Raw genomic sequence first — 14,247 nt, 5'->3', positions numbered from 1 at the left:
TGGCCTTTGCTACGCTGAAAGAAAACCGGGAGGGTGGCGATGCACGTGCACGAGTATCAACAGTACGACGCAACGGGGCTGGCAGCGCTGATTCGTGGCGGGCAGGTGAGCCGGGAAGAGGTGCTGGAGGCCGCGCTGGTGGCCATCGAGCAGGCTAACCCGGCGCTGCAGGCCGTGGTGCGCATGCGGGTCGAGCAGGCGCGTCGTGAAAGCCAGCAGGTCGAAAGTTCGGCCTGTTTTGCCGGTGTGCCCACCTTGAGCAAGGATTTGTTGATGGCGCTCAAAGGGGAGCCCTTGGCATTCGGCAGTGCTGCGTTACGCGACTGGCGGCCTGCCGAGGACTCGCTGTTCATCCAGCGCTCGCGCAGGGCGGGGCTGGTGGTGGTGGGCCAAACGGCCACGCCGGAGCTTGGCTTGATGGGCATCACGGAGCCCAAGGCATTTGCCCACCCTGAAAACCCGTGGTGCGCAGGCTATTCGCCCGGTGGTTCCAGCGGTGGAGCGGCGGCCGCGGTGGCCGGGGGCATGGTGCCCTTGGCGTTGGCAGGCGATGGCGGCGGTTCCATTCGTATCCCTGCCAGCTATTGCGGGCTGTTCGGGTTCAAGCCTTCCAGGGGCCGCGTGCCACTGGCGCCAGCCCATGGTGAGGTGTGGCAGGGAGCCGTCGTTGAGCATGCGATCACGCGGAGCGTGCGTGACAGTGCGGCCCTGCTGGAAGCGGTCAACGGCATGGCGCCTTCGGGCCCTTACCCGGTGCTTGCGGAACGCGGCTATGTGGAGGCGCTGTCGAAACCCTGCCCACCCTTGCGGGTGGCGATCTCTCTAGGGGAGCCTTTTGGGCTCAGTTTGGGTACACGGTTGAATCCAGAGGTGAAAACGGCCATCGAGAAAACCGCCCAGCGGCTGGAGGAGATGGGGCACACGGTAGCGTGGTGCGACCCGCCGGTCGACGGTGAGGCGCTTGCCGACAGTTACCTGACGCTCTACCTGGGCCACCTGGCGGCAGACCTGCGCTGGATCAGTCAGCAAACCGGCGTGCCGCTCGGCCGCCTGCCTCTGGAGCCTTCTACCCGAGCCATTGGCCGCCTGGGCGCCAAACTCTCTGCCTGGGAGTACGAGACGGCCAAGCGCTATTGGCACGTTGCCGCCGAGCAGATGAGCCAGTTTCATCAGCGTCATGATGTGTTGGTGCTGCCCGTGGCCGCAGACACCGCGCCTCGGTTGGGGGAGCTGTACCCGTCGGCCCTGCGCGAACGGCTGATGGCGCTGCTGGCGGTGCCGGGCCTGCCCGCGCTGGCCCTGAAGGCGGGGCTGTTGAAGCGCCTGGCCGTCGATGCCCTGAGCCGTACGCCTTTTACCCAGTTGGCCAACCTGACCGGCCAGCCTGCCATGTCGCTGCCGATGCACGTGGCGCAAAGCGGCTTGCCCGTGGGGGTGCAAGTGGTTGGGCGGCTGGGGGAAGACCGCCAGTTGCTGCAGTTGGCCGCCGCCCTGGAGCAGCAGGAAAACTGGCAGGCGAGGCTGCCTCGGCAAGCGTTTGCAGCTCAGGCAGGGTAAACTACGCCCCCGTCAATCGACGCCCGTGATTCTATCTAGAGCTTGCTGCATGCACCCATCCTACGAACTGACCGAGGCGGGCGACCGTTATTTCGATGGTCTGGCGGAGAAATTTTCCCGCTCGCTGTATCAGGCCCCGCGTGGAGAGCTGCGCTTGGCCATGCTGGATTACCTGCTGCCTCAGATGCTGAACCTGAACGCCCAGCCGGTACTGGATGTAGGCGGCGGCCTGGGTCAGCTGTCGGCCTGGCTGGCCGAGCGGGGGCATGCGGTGACCATGGCAGAGCCTTCCCAGGATATGTTGGTACACGCCCAGGCATGGCATGATCAGCGGGTCAGCGAAGGTGCTTTCAATGCCGACGCGCTGCACTACGTTGCGGCACCGCTGCAAGCGTTGCCCGCCCAGGCCCCCGGGCCCTGGCCGCTGATCACTTGCCATGCGGTGCTGGAGTGGTTGGGCGACCCGGCCCAGGCGCTGGCTACCCTGGCCAGCCTGCTGGCCCCCGGTGGCCAGCTGAGCCTGATGGTGTTCAACCGCGATGCGCTGCGCTTCTCCAACGTGGTGAAGGGCAACTTGAACAAGGCGCTGGGCGACCAGTTGGCAGGCAAGGGGCGTCGCCAGCGCTTGACCCCCATTTCACCCATGACCCACGCGCAAGTTCTGGGCTGGGCCGACACCTGCGGCCTGGAGATGGTCGACGTGGCGGGCATTCGTATCTTTCAGGACTACCTGCGCCAGGCCCCTGCCAGCGCTGACGACCAGGCCGCGCTCATGGCGCTGGAACGCCAGTACTGCCGCCAGGAGCCCCATTGGCGGCTGGGCCGCTATCTACTTTACACCTTCACCAGACCCGAGGCCGATGCATGAGCGCTCAACTGCCCGCCAGCCAACTTCTCGAACGTTACCATGGCCCAGCGGCTCAACTGCTGCCCATCGCCCCGCCTGCCGACGGCTGGCTGGTGGAGCGCTCTACCGCCATGATCAGTGGCGATGTGGCGCTGCGCCAGCAGTGGCAGGACGCTGGAAAGCTGGCCAGTAGCCCGCTGGCGCCCATGAATGCAGAGCCCGCTGGCCGCGTGGTGCTGTTCTGGCCCAAGGCGCATGCCTTGGGCACGTGGTGGCTGCGCTGGCTGTGCCAATGGCTCCCCGAGAACACGCCTTTCGAGATCGTGGGGGAGCACCAGGGCGGGATCAAGCGTGTGCCGAAGCTGCTGGCAGCGCTGGGCATGGGGTGTGACAAGCTGGACAACGCACGCCGCTGTTCGCTGTTTGCCAGCCACACCGTGGCGCTGCCCGAGCAGCCGGATGAGTGGCAGCGCTTCGAAGCGCTGGGCATGACGCTGGTGAGCCACCCTGGTGTGTTTGGCCATGGCAAGGTCGACGAAGGAACCTTGCTACTACTTGAAACCCTGGAAGCGCACTTGCCCAGGCGCCCGCTGAGCGTGCTGGACATGGGCTGTGGTGACGGCATCATCAGCGCCTGGCTGGCCAGCCGTGGCCATACGGTGACAGCGGTGGACGTCAACGCCTTTGCCGTCGAGGCGTGTCGCCAGACGCTGGCGGCCAACCAGCTGACGGGCAGCGTGTGCGAAAGCGATGTCTACCGTGCGCTGGGCGATGCGCGTTTCGACCTGATCGTCAGCAATCCACCGTTTCACCAGGAGCGCGAGATCAGCTACGGACCGAGTGCGCGACTCATCGACGAAGCGCGTCAGCACCTGACCCCCAAAGGCCAACTGGTGCTGGTGGCCAACGCCTTCCTGCCTTATCCCGAGCGGCTGGAGCGTGCGTTTGGAAGCTTCGAGACGCTGGCCGACAATCGGCGTTTCCGGGTGTATCGCGGGCAGTCGTGAAGGGGCCGCTGGCTCAGGCGTTGGGTGAGGCACCGGCATAGCGAATGTCGGTAATGGTGTAGAACGCCTCGCCGTTGGGCGTGATCACCGTGATCTCATCGTCCACCTCCTTGCCCAGCAGCGCCTTGGCCATGGGGGCATCGACACTGATCCAGTGCTTCCGGGTGTCGATTTCGTCATGGCCCACCAGGCGGATATGCAGGGTTTCCCCCGCGTCGTCTTCCAGGCTCACGAACGCGCCGAAAAACACCTTGTCGGTGTTGGCGGGCAGCCTGTCCACTACCTGTAGTTCGTCCAGCCGCTGGGTCAGATAGCGGATGCGGGCGATGACCCGGTTCAGCTCTTTCTTGTTGTAGGTGTAGTCGGCGTTCTCACTGCGGTCCCCCAGCGCAGCGGCTTCCCCTACCTTGGCCGACAGCTCAGGGCGCTTGACGCGGGAAAGGTGGTCCAGAATGCCCCGCAGGCGGGCCGCGCCCTCGGCGGTAATCAGATTGCTCTTGGGTGCCTGGCGCGGGTCTTTTGCCGGATCGCGCCAGCGCGTCATGTTGCGGCCTTTCATGGTGTCGTTACCTTCCCGGAAAAGTGCCTAGCTTACGCTACCAAGGTACGGGGCAACAAAGCGGTGATTCTCTGGCGAATCATTCAAACGTTCGTTACATTGTCAGTGTGGACGAGATATCACCATGCCTTGAGCAGGTCTAATTCGATAGTGATAACTCAACAGTCAAGACTCATTCTTCATAACAACAAGCAGGAGTTTTCCATGCGTACAATTCCATTTTCTAGACTCTTCATGGCGGCGGCGTTGGGCGGTGCCCTGGTACTGTCGCCGCTGAGCGCGTCGGCCTTCGAAAGCGAGCTGTTCTCCCTGAAGAACCGCTGGGAGCATACGGTGACCGAGATGCCCGCCAACCAACGCGAGTCGACCCTGAGGGCATTGGCGGGCGAGGCGGAGCGACTGGCCCAGCAGAACCCCAACGAGGCCGAGGTGCTGGTATGGCAAGGCATCGTGCTGGCTTCCTATGCTCGAGAGCGGGGTGGGTTGGGGGCGCTGGGTACCGCCGGTGATGCGCGCACGGTGCTGGAGCGCGCCGTCGAGATCGACCCTACGGGGGGTAATGGCTCTGCGTATGTGACCCTGGGGGCGCTGTATGACCGTGCCCCGGGTCGCCCGCTGGGGTTTGGCAATAGCGCCACCGCTGAGCGGATGTTCCAGCGGGCGCTGGAAATTCGCCCGGACGGTATCGATGTGAACTACTACTATGCCGCTTTCCTGAAAGAAGAGGGCAACACCCAGGCGGCGCGGGAGCATGCTCAGCGAGCCGTGAACGGCACGGCGCGGGAGAGTCGCCAGCGTTCCGACGAAGCCCTTCGCCGTGATGCCGAGGCGCTGCTGCGCGAGCTGTAATGGCCGTCAAATCACGCGGTTGATGATCCGATTGGCATTCCCGGTGGCCAGCATTGATAATGGTACGATCATGTTCACCGGGAGTGCCGTATGGGCCCCACGCTCAATCGCGACGATGTGGAACTCATCACGCGTGACACCCTTTACAAGGGGTTTTTTCGCCTGGAAGCGCTAGAGCTGCGTCATCGACTTTTCGAGGGCGGCTGGAGCGCCACCATGCGCCGAGAAGTGCACAACCGCCACGATGCGGTGGGTGTGCTGTTGTATGACCCCGAGCGCGATGCGCTGATCCTCGTCGAGCAGTTTCGCGCCGGCGCCATCGACGACCCTCACTCCCCCTGGAAGTTGGAACTGGTGGCGGGCCTCGTCGACAAGGACGAGACCCTGGAAAACGTGGCGCGCCGTGAGGCCCAGGAGGAAGCCGGTTGCCAGGTGGGCCAACTGACCCGATTGCATACCTACTACCCAAGCCCTGGCGCCTGCAACGAGCGGGTCACGCTATTTTGCGGGCTGGTCGATAGCCAGGGCGTGGGAGGCGTGCATGGCGTCGAGGACGAGAATGAAGACATCCGTGTTCATGTCGTCTCTTTTCCCGCCGCCTGGCAACTCCTGGAGCAGGGCAGACTCGACAACGCCATGTGTTTGATCGGCATGCACTGGTTGGCCGGGCAGCGGGCATCGCTGCGGGCGGCTTCCCGGCGCGCGGCCGTGTCAGCCGCCGAGGCCAACACCCGGTAAGGAGTCATCATGGCAAGAGCCGCCTACGTAACCGATTTGAAAACCCTGCAAGGGGAGTGCAGCGCCAACTATCTGCGCCTGGTGCGCCTGGTGGGTGACCTGCAGAGCGGCCAGCGGCGCGATATCGCCTTGCGCGGTGATAACCGGCACTTTGGCGACCTCAAGCTGGCCATTCTTCAGCAGGCCCCTTACACCACGCTGGTGGAGATCTCCCAGCGCGGCCCGCTGGATGCGGTCATCGAAGGGCCGCGCATGCGCGTGCACCTTTACCATGATGTGCGCATGGCGGAAGTCATCGACTTTCAGCGCGAGCGCCATTTCAGCGGACGCTATCGCTACCCCAATGCGCGCATGCATCAACCGGATGAAAAGCTGCAGTTGAACTGCTTTTTAGGAGAGTGGTTGGCCCATGGGCTGGCCCATGGTCATGTCGTCGATTTGCCGGAGCTACCCTGATGCGGTTGATACAGATTACCGATGCGCATCTGCACGCCGACAAGCAGGCGCGCTCTCGGGCGGCCATTCCCTGGCAGCAGTTCGAAGCCGTGCTGGACGCCGTGGTGGCCGAACGCCCGGACGTGGTGGTGGTGAGTGGTGACGTCAGCCAGGATGAAACCAGCGCGTCTTACGTTCACGCCTGCGAGGCTTTGAACCGCCTGCCGTGCCCCTGGTTCTGGATACCGGGCAACCACGACCAGCCCGAGCTGATGGCCGCAGAACGCCCGATGCTGGATGAAGTCGACCTGGAACAGTGGCGCCTGCTGCTGCTGGATACCCATGTGCCGGGCAAGCCCCATGGCGAGCTGGGGGCGACCAAACTCACCGCCCTGGCCGAACGGCTGGAGCAGGACGAGCGGCCGGTGGCCATCGTCATGCACCACCCGCCGGTGGATGTCGGGGCGGCCTGGATGGATGCGATTGGCTTGCAGGACCGCGATGCGTTCTGGCAGCTGTTGAGCGCTTACCCCCAGGTCAAGATCATTCTGTTTGGGCATGCCCATCAGGCCTTTGCCCAGCATCAGCCGCTGGCGGGCTCGGCGATAGGCACTTATGGTTGCCCCGCCACGTCAGATCAGTTTCTGCCCGGTGCGGAAACCTTTGCGGTGGATGAAGCGTCGCGGCCGGGTTATCGCGTGGTGGAGTTGCACGGGGAGGAGTGGCAGACCTGGGTCGAGCGTATCGACCTCTGATGCTTTTCTGTTTAGTTGATAAAGATATAAAAAGATAGTTATTAATTCTTTTGGGTTATTATTGACCTGGCGTTACCCTACCCACAAATGCCCGCCTTGCGATTCATGCGCGCAGGGCGGCACACCATGTTTGCACAGGCTTCCTTGAAAAGCCGTCTCGATAAAAGCAAGCACCGTTTTGTGAGGGAGTAGGTAATGAACCAGTTTTCTGCGCCGTCGGCGACGCAACAGGTGCCCATCGCACCGGATGCCGCTCGATTGACCCACCTGAAGCAGCTCGAAGCCGAGTCGATCCATATCATCCGGGAAGTGGCTGCCGAGTTCAGCAACCCGGTGATGATGTACTCCATCGGCAAGGACTCCTCGGTGATGCTGCATCTGGCGCGGAAGGCCTTCTATCCCGGCACGCCGCCGTTCCCGCTGATGCATATCGATACCACCTGGAAATTCCGCGAAATGATCGCTTTCCGCAATCGCATGGCGGAAGAGGCGGGCATGGAGTTGATCGTGCATACCAACGAAGAGGGGCGCGCTGCCAACATCAACCCCTTCGACCACGGCAGTGCCAAGTACACCGATATCATGAAGACCCAGGCCCTCAAGCAGGCCCTGAGCAAGCACGGTTTCGATGCTGCCTTTGGCGGCGCGCGGCGCGACGAGGAAGCCTCCCGTGCCAAGGAGCGCGTCTACTCCTTCCGCGACAAGTACCACCGCTGGGACCCGAAAAATCAGCGTCCGGAGCTGTGGAGCGTCTATAACGCCAAGATCAACAAGGGCGAATCGATTCGCGTGTTCCCGCTCTCCAACTGGACCGAGCTGGATATCTGGCAGTACATCTATCTGGAGTCGATTCCCATCGTGCCGTTGTACTACTCCGCCAAGCGTCCGGTAGTACAGCGCGACGGCATGCAGATCATGGTGGACGACGAGCGCCTGCCGCTGGCCGAGGGCGAAGTGCCGGAAGAGAAGTGGGTGCGTTTCAGAACCCTGGGCTGCTACCCGCTGACGGGGGCGGTGGAGTCCACCGCCGCCACGCTGCCGGAGATCATTCAGGAGATGCTGCTGACCAAGACCAGCGAGCGCAGTGGCCGCGCCATTGATCACGATCAGGCCGGTTCCATGGAGAAGAAAAAGCGTGAGGGGTATTTCTAATGGCGCACCAATCAACGTTGATTGCCGATAACATCGAGCAATACCTGCACGAGCACGAAAACAAGGATCTGCTGCGTTTCATCACCTGCGGCAGCGTCGACGACGGCAAGTCCACGCTCATTGGACGGCTGCTCCACGACTCCAAGATGATCTTCGAAGATCAGCTTGCTGCGATCACCAAGGCTTCCAAAACCAGTGGCACCACCGGTGATACGGTGGACCTCGCCCTGTTGGTAGATGGCCTGCAATCGGAGCGCGAGCAGGGCATCACCATCGACGTGGCGTACCGCTTTTTCTCCACCGACAAGCGCAAGTTCATCATTGCCGATACGCCGGGGCACGAGCAGTACACGCGCAACATGGCCACGGGCGCTTCCACTGCCAGCCTGGCGATCATCCTGATCGACGCGCGCTACGGTGTGCAGACCCAAACACGTCGGCACAGCTTCATTGCCGACCTGCTGGGCATTCAGCATCTGGTCATCGCGGTCAACAAGATGGACCTGGTGGGCTTCTCGGAGGCACGCTTCAACGAGATCGTGGCGGAGTACCGCGCTTTTGCGGCCAACTTGCAGGCCCCGGACATTCGCTTCGTGCCGATGTCGGCGCTCAATGGCGACAACGTGGTCAACGCCAGCGAGCACACGCCCTGGTACTTTGCGGCGGGCAGTGAAGGCTACGAAGGCAAGACCCTGATCGAGCTGCTGGAAAACGTCGAAGTCACCCGTGACCAGAACCTGAGCGACCTGCGCCTGCCGGTGCAGTACGTCAATCGCCCCAACCTGGACTTCCGAGGCTATTGCGGCACCCTGGCGGCTGGTGTGCTGCGCCCAGGCCAAGAGGTGAAGGCGCTGCCGTCGGGCAAGACCTCTCGCGTGGCGCGCATCGTCACTTTCGACGGGGATCTCGACGCTGCTTACCCCGGTCAGGCCATCACCGTGACTCTGGAAGACGAGATCGATATCTCCCGTGGCGATTGGCTGGTCAGCGCCGAAGCCCAGGTGCCGCTTTCCAACGTGTTCAATGCCGATGTGGTCTGGATGCACGAAGAGCCCCTGGAGCCGGGCAAGCTCTACGATATCAAGCTGACCACTCGTGATCTGGCGGGCCAGATCAGCGCCATCGAGTATCAGGTGGACGTCAACACGCTGGAGAAACACCCGACCCAGCGCCTGGGGCTGAATGCCATTGCTCGCTGTGAAGTGGAACTGACGGCATCGATTCCGGTGGACGACTACCGTACCAGCCCCGGCACGGGCAGTTTCATCATCATCGACCGGCTGAGCAACGTGACCGTGGGCGCCGGTATGATTCGGCGGGTCGCGGATGCCCGTGAGCAGGCCGGCACCACCGACTGGGCCGCCTTCGAACGTGACCTGAACGCTCTGGTGCGCAAGCATTTTCCGCACTGGGGCGCGAAGGACATTCGTGACCTTCTGCGCTAATGGTTTGATGACGTTATCGAGATAACCGAGTAGACGCTTAGCCGTTGGCAACGCACACTGAACCTGCTGTTGGCGCAAGACGCTGCAGCAGGTTTTCTATATGGAGACAGCGGGTGGGTTGCCGCTGTTTTTAATGATCAAAGATGAAGTTTTATCTCCAATGCGCCCTGGAGCGAGTCGCGTTGGGGAAGAACAGCTGCTGGTCGTTGACCTTGAAGTCGGCAATCGCTTGCTGGCCTTCGTCGGACACCAGCCACTCGTGCCATTGGCCCGCCAGCGCATGTTTCAGGTGCGGGTGCTGCTCCTGTGACAGCAGCAGCGAACCGTATTGGTTGAACAGCGCTTCGTCGCCCTCGAACAGCAGGGTCAGGTCCTGCGGGTTTTCAAAGGCCACCCAGGTGGCGCGGTCGGTGAAGCTGTAGGCGTTCATGCCTGCGGCGGTATTCAGGGTCGGCCCCATGCCGCTGCCCAGCTCACGGTACCAATCTCCTTGCGGTGTGACGCCCGCATCTTCCCAAAGGCGCAGTTCGGCGCGGTGAGTGCCGCTGTCGTCACCCCGTGAGGCGAAGGGCGACTCGCTGTCGGCGATCCGCGCGAAGGCGTCGCTGACGCTGTCACTGTCGGCGATGTTGGCGGGGTCATCGCTGGGTCCCACGATCACGAAGCCGTTGTACATCACATCCAGCCGCTCGGTGGCATAGCCATCGGCAACGAACTGCTCTTCGCCTGCGGTATCGTGAACCAGCAGGCTATCGGCATCGCCACGACGAGCGATTTCGAAGGCCTGGCCAGTGCCGACGGCCACCACGCGCACATCGATCCCGGTCGCTTCGGCAAAGACCGGCAGGATGGCTCCAAACAGCCCCGAGTTCTCGGTAGAAGTGGTGGAAGCCAGGGTAATGTAGTCATCATTGGCCAGCAGCGAGGCGCTCCAGGCCAGTGCCGTGGTGCATAGGCTGGCGGTAACGAGGGTAGTGGTCTTGTTCACGGTCCTGCTCCTTTGGGTATTGTTCAAGCGTCGTGGTGGGGCTTGCTAGAGTAGGGCTTACCAGACCAGCTCGCCCCGTATGAACGCCCTGGCTTGCGCTGTTGCCGGGGTGTCAAAAAAGTCTTCTGCCGAGGTGTGTTCGATCAACTGACCGCTGTACATGAACAGCACGTCGTCGGCTAGACGCCGGGCCTGATGCAAATCGTGGGTGGTCATGACGATACGCGTGCCTGCATGATGGAACTCATTGACCGCGTCTTCTACGGCCTTGATGGCCGCCGGGTCCAGGGCGGAGGTGGGTTCATCCAGAAACAGGACGGCAGGCTTGAGCAGCCAGGCCCGTGCCAGCGTGAGACGTTGCTGTTCGCCTCCGGAAAGCACCCGGGCGGGGCGTTTGGCCAGGCTGGTCAGGCCGAATTTTTCCAATGCCTGCAAGGCCAGCGCCTTGCGCTGGCGGCGAGGCACCCGATGCACGGCCAGCGCGTAGGTGAGGTTGTCCAGCGCCGAACGGCGCAGCAGCACCGGGCGCTGAAAGACCATGGCCTGCACCGGCGGCTTGCCTTCCCAGGTCACCTGGCCACTGCTGGGGCGCAGCAGCCCATGCGCCAAGCGCATGAGCAGGCTTTTACCAGCCCCGTTGGGGCCCATTACCAGCGTCCGGCGGCAGCCGTGCAGCGCCAGCGTGGTCGGTGCCAGCAGCGTGTCGCCACGGTGGCAGAAGCTGACCTGCTGAAAATGCAGGCTGGGGACGGTGGAAGCCGCGGGGCTGAGGGGTACGTTCATCCTAACCGCCGTTTTGCCGTTTCACTGACCCAGTGGGCCAGTGCATTGATCAAGGTGACCAGACTGAGCAGAATGATGCCCAGCCCCAAGGCCATCGCCAGGTTACCCTTGCTGGTTTCCAGCACGATGCTGGTGGTCATGACCCTGGTCACGCCGTCGATATTGCCCCCCACGATCATCACTGCGCCCACCTCCGCACTGGCGCGGCCAAAGCCCGCCAGGATCACGGTCAGCAGGCCAAAGCGCGCATCCCATAGCAGCGTGGGCATCATGCGCAGTTGGCCAAGCCCCAGCGAACGCAGCTGTTCGGCGTACTCGCTGTGCAGGGCTTCCACCTGCTGGCGTGTCAGGGCAGCAATGATCGGAAAGACGAGAATCACCTGGGCAATGACCATGGCGGTGGGCGAGAACAGCAGCCCGAACTGACCCAATGGCCCCGCACGGGAAAGCAGGAGGTAGACGCACAGGCCCGCGACCACGGGAGGCAGCCCCATGAGGGCATTGAGCACCACGATCAGAGCGTTCCGCCCGGGGAACTGCCACAGTGCCAGCGCCGCTCCCAGGGGCAGTGCCAACAGGCTGGCCAGGGTGACGGCGATCAGCGACACCTGAAGCGATAGCGTCACGATGGCCACGAGCGCAGGGTCCATGCCCAGAATGAGCGCTATCGCGGTGCTGAATGGGTTATCCGACATGACGTTCCGTGGCCAGGGTTGCTGATAGGGGCAGGTTCATTGTGTTTGTAGGGTGTCGTTGTAAGGTCATGACGTGTCTAAAAAGTCACGATGCTGGTAGAAGCATCAGGTAGGTGCATAGTGTACGTAAATTTCCCGGGATGCACGGTGCGCTGAAAAATATGCGCTACTATGCAGTCTCATGCAGGAATTGAAGGTGGGCGGGTGAGAGAGTCTCTGAAAGAGTATTCAACAGAGTACCTTACGACGGCGGAAGTGGCGGAGTATCTGCGGCTCAAGGAGCGCAAGGTGTATGACCTGGTGCGCCAAGGGCAGATTCCTTGTAGCCGTGCGACCGGGAAACTGTTGTTTCCTCGTCAGCACATCGACATGTGGGTGTTGAGCCACCTGGAAGGCGACCAGGCCCAACGGTTGCCGCCCCCTCAGGTACTGGCCGGAAGCCTCGATCCGCTGCTGGAGTGGGCGATTCGTGAGAGTGGCTGCGACCTGGCATCGCTGTGCCATGGGAGTGGCGACGGCATTCGGCGCTTGCTCGAAGGCAAGGCCATGGTGGCGGGTATCCACTTGCGGGACCCTGACAGCGGCCGCTACAACGAACCGACCTTGTTGGGGTTGGGTGGGGTCAAGGATCTGGTGGTGCTGCACTGGGCCAAGCGCCGTCAGGGTCTGATAGTGGCGCCGGGCAACCCGCTGGGCCTGAAGACGATCAAGGATCTTGCCCGCCCAGACGTGGTGTGTGCTCATCGCCAGCCCGATGCCGGGGCTGCGCATTTGCTGCGAGGCTTGTTGACGCAAGCGTCCATCGCGCCTGACGCGCTGCGCTGGGCCGACCACATGGCGCTCAGCGAGGAGGATCTCGGCCTGGCCATTGCTCAGGGAGAGGCGGATGTCGGGGTGGGCATGGAGGCGGCGGCGCATCGCCAGCAGCTTTATTTCATTCCTTTGGTGGAGGAGTCGTTCGATCTGGTCCTGCATCGACGCAGCGCTTTCGAGCCCACAATGCAAGCGCTGATGGCCTTTGCCCGGCAGCCGCGCTTTCATCAGCGGGCCGGGGCGCTGAAAGGTTACGACATCAGCCAGCTGGGTCGCGTTTTATACAATGCTTGACGATGGTATAAGATGCGCCACACTGGTTAGGTGCTGTACACGACTACTCATCACGAAATGGAGAGCATGATGAATCAAGCGCTAAATAGTAAACGTGTTGCTATTCTGGCAAAGGATGCCTTCAACGCCAAGCTGCTGGAAGAGCTGCAGGAAGGGCGTCACTCGGGTCAGCACGCTTAATGGCGTGGTATCACCAGTGGGCAAGCTTTGCCAAAAGGCTTGCCCATGTCGTTGCCAAACCCATGAAAAAGGATCGTGGCCGGGGTGGCATGATGGTGCACCCTTATCGTGGCTACGGCTCTCAACAGGAAATTTTCGTCATGGGCCGCGTGTTTCGACAGGCGGCCCTTGGGCGTGCCATCCCGCGGCGCGGCATATTGCGTGACACGGCCGACGTGGCCCGGCGCATCTTTCGCCGTGGCCTGGCCGATGCCCAGGTAGAGATCCGCGTGGGCGAAAATCAGCTGACGCTGACCACCGACCGCGACGGTTATTTCGACGCCCATTTGCCCATCACCTCGACGCTGCCAGTGGACGTTTCCTGGCACCGTGCCGATATCGTCGTACGTGCCAGCGGCCAGCCTACGGTGCGCACCAGTGTGGAAGTCTACGTGCCGCCCCCCGAGGCCGACCTGCTGGTGATCAGTGATATCGACGACACCGTGATGTTCACCGGGGTGGCCGAAAAGCTGAAGATGCTCTATCGGCTGTTCGTGCGCAAACCCCATCGACGCACCGCGTTTCCCGGCGTGGCATCGCTGTACCAGGCGCTCTACCGTGGCCAGACCGAAAAGGCAGAGCGTCCCATTCTGTACGTGTCCCGTGGCCCCTGGGCCATCTATGAAATGCTCGAAGCCTTCTTTCAGCTCAACCGTATTCCGGTGGGGCCGATCCTGTTTCTGCGCGAATGGGGTATCTCCTGGCGCAAGCCCTGGCCGCGCCGGGCAGAAGCCCACAAGCGCGACCTGATCGACCGCATGCTGGCGCTCTATCAGGACATGCCCTGCATCCTGATCGGCGACAGCGGCCAGCACGACCCGGAAGTGTATACCGAGGTCGTCAAAGCCTACCCGGAGCGCATCAAGGCGATCTACATCCGACGGGTGGACAGTGACCCCAAACGCGAAGAAGCCATTCAACGGCTGCGTGAGCAGTTGGCGCACACCCAGTGCGAACTGGTGTTGGCCGCTGACAGCGTGCTGATGGCCGAACATGCCCACGGGCAGGGCGATATATCTGCCCGCGGGCTGCAGGCCGTCAAGCGTGATGTTGCCGCACATCACAACGACCCCGACTGACGCTGCGCCCCCACGCGTATCATGGTAAAACT

Annotated in this window: 15 protein-coding genes; 11 read left to right on the top strand and 4 right to left on the bottom strand. The window is 62.5% G+C overall.

Going from position 1 to position 14,247, the window contains the following annotated elements; translation table 11 throughout:
- The first annotated feature begins 39 nt into the window (after nucleotides 1–39).
- From B7L72_RS10880 to B7L72_RS10870, 3 genes are read left to right on the top strand one after another with little or no spacing between them, the layout of a single operon-like run.
- A complete protein-coding gene (locus B7L72_RS10880) occupies nucleotides 40–1,557 on the top strand; it encodes an amidase (protein ID WP_081194258.1) in 1,518 nt (505 codons plus the stop codon).
- Nucleotides 1,558–1,606: 49 nt separating this feature from the next.
- The gene (locus B7L72_RS10875) at nucleotides 1,607–2,425 is read left to right on the top strand and encodes a methyltransferase domain-containing protein (protein WP_081194256.1); all 819 of its coding nucleotides are present in this window, start codon (nucleotides 1,607–1,609) and stop codon (nucleotides 2,423–2,425) included.
- A complete protein-coding gene (locus B7L72_RS10870; RefSeq protein WP_081194254.1) occupies nucleotides 2,422–3,411 on the top strand; it encodes a class I SAM-dependent methyltransferase in 990 nt (329 codons plus the stop codon). The genes B7L72_RS10875 and B7L72_RS10870 overlap by 4 nt, the downstream gene beginning before the upstream one ends.
- A gap of 13 nt (nucleotides 3,412–3,424) precedes the next feature.
- On the opposite strand, the gene greB is transcribed toward B7L72_RS10870, so the two are convergent.
- Nucleotides 3,425–3,970, bottom strand: coding sequence for a transcription elongation factor GreB (gene greB, locus B7L72_RS10865; protein ID WP_081194252.1), 546 nt, complete (start codon nucleotides 3,968–3,970; stop codon nucleotides 3,425–3,427).
- Nucleotides 3,971–4,174: 204 nt separating this feature from the next.
- On the opposite strand from greB, the gene B7L72_RS10860 reads away from it, so the two are divergent.
- The 6 genes from B7L72_RS10860 to cysN all read left to right on the top strand — a co-directional run bounded on the left by B7L72_RS10860 (nucleotide 4,175) and on the right by cysN (nucleotide 9,344).
- Nucleotides 4,175–4,819, top strand: coding sequence for a TRAP transporter TatT component family protein (locus tag B7L72_RS10860; protein ID WP_081194250.1), 645 nt, complete (start codon nucleotides 4,175–4,177; stop codon nucleotides 4,817–4,819).
- A gap of 90 nt (nucleotides 4,820–4,909) precedes the next feature.
- Complete coding sequence (locus B7L72_RS10855; RefSeq protein ID WP_081194248.1) at nucleotides 4,910–5,557, top strand: NUDIX domain-containing protein; 648 nt, start codon at nucleotides 4,910–4,912, stop codon at nucleotides 5,555–5,557.
- A gap of 9 nt (nucleotides 5,558–5,566) precedes the next feature.
- Nucleotides 5,567–6,013 (top strand): DUF1249 domain-containing protein, encoded by a 447-nt coding sequence (locus B7L72_RS10850; RefSeq protein WP_039177649.1) that lies wholly within the window; start codon nucleotides 5,567–5,569, stop codon nucleotides 6,011–6,013.
- Nucleotides 6,013–6,747, top strand: coding sequence for a metallophosphoesterase (locus tag B7L72_RS10845; protein WP_081136917.1), 735 nt, complete (start codon nucleotides 6,013–6,015; stop codon nucleotides 6,745–6,747). Before B7L72_RS10850 ends, B7L72_RS10845 begins: the two co-directional genes overlap by 1 nt.
- Before the next feature lie 195 nt (nucleotides 6,748–6,942).
- Complete coding sequence (gene cysD / locus B7L72_RS10840; RefSeq protein WP_039177641.1) at nucleotides 6,943–7,899, top strand: sulfate adenylyltransferase subunit CysD; 957 nt, start codon at nucleotides 6,943–6,945, stop codon at nucleotides 7,897–7,899.
- Nucleotides 7,899–9,344 carry a sulfate adenylyltransferase subunit CysN gene (gene cysN / locus B7L72_RS10835; protein WP_081194246.1) on the top strand — a complete coding sequence of 482 codons (1,446 nt, stop codon included), beginning with the start codon at nucleotides 7,899–7,901 and terminating at the stop codon, nucleotides 9,342–9,344. The genes cysD and cysN overlap by 1 nt, the downstream gene beginning before the upstream one ends.
- Before the next feature lie 151 nt (nucleotides 9,345–9,495).
- On the opposite strand, the gene B7L72_RS10830 is transcribed toward cysN, so the two are convergent.
- From B7L72_RS10830 to B7L72_RS10820, 3 genes are read right to left on the bottom strand one after another with little or no spacing between them, the layout of a single operon-like run.
- On the bottom strand, nucleotides 9,496–10,332 hold the full coding sequence (locus B7L72_RS10830; RefSeq protein ID WP_081194244.1) for a substrate-binding domain-containing protein: 837 nt from the start codon (nucleotides 10,330–10,332) through the stop codon (nucleotides 9,496–9,498).
- Between the two features lie 57 nt (nucleotides 10,333–10,389).
- Nucleotides 10,390–11,115: an ATP-binding cassette domain-containing protein gene (locus B7L72_RS10825; protein WP_081194242.1), complete on the bottom strand. Its 726-nt coding sequence runs from the start codon at nucleotides 11,113–11,115 to the stop codon at nucleotides 10,390–10,392.
- Nucleotides 11,112–11,810, bottom strand: a complete 699-nt coding sequence (locus tag B7L72_RS10820; RefSeq protein WP_016913407.1) for an ABC transporter permease — start codon at nucleotides 11,808–11,810, stop codon at nucleotides 11,112–11,114. The genes B7L72_RS10825 and B7L72_RS10820 overlap by 4 nt, the downstream gene beginning before the upstream one ends.
- A gap of 204 nt (nucleotides 11,811–12,014) precedes the next feature.
- On the opposite strand from B7L72_RS10820, the gene B7L72_RS10815 reads away from it, so the two are divergent.
- A complete protein-coding gene (locus B7L72_RS10815; RefSeq protein WP_254893798.1) occupies nucleotides 12,015–12,917 on the top strand; it encodes a helix-turn-helix transcriptional regulator in 903 nt (300 codons plus the stop codon).
- Nucleotides 12,918–13,159: 242 nt separating this feature from the next.
- The gene (locus B7L72_RS10810) at nucleotides 13,160–14,215 is read left to right on the top strand and encodes an App1 family protein (protein ID WP_227407877.1); all 1,056 of its coding nucleotides are present in this window, start codon (nucleotides 13,160–13,162) and stop codon (nucleotides 14,213–14,215) included.
- Nucleotides 14,216–14,247 lie beyond the last annotated feature (32 nt).

Source organism: Halomonas sp. BC1 (assembly GCF_002078135.1).
Taxonomy (GTDB): Bacteria; Pseudomonadota; Gammaproteobacteria; order Pseudomonadales; family Halomonadaceae; genus Vreelandella; species Vreelandella stevensii.
The sequence above is the reverse complement of the archived record's forward strand: the minus strand, read 5'-3'. Positions and strand labels throughout refer to the sequence as shown.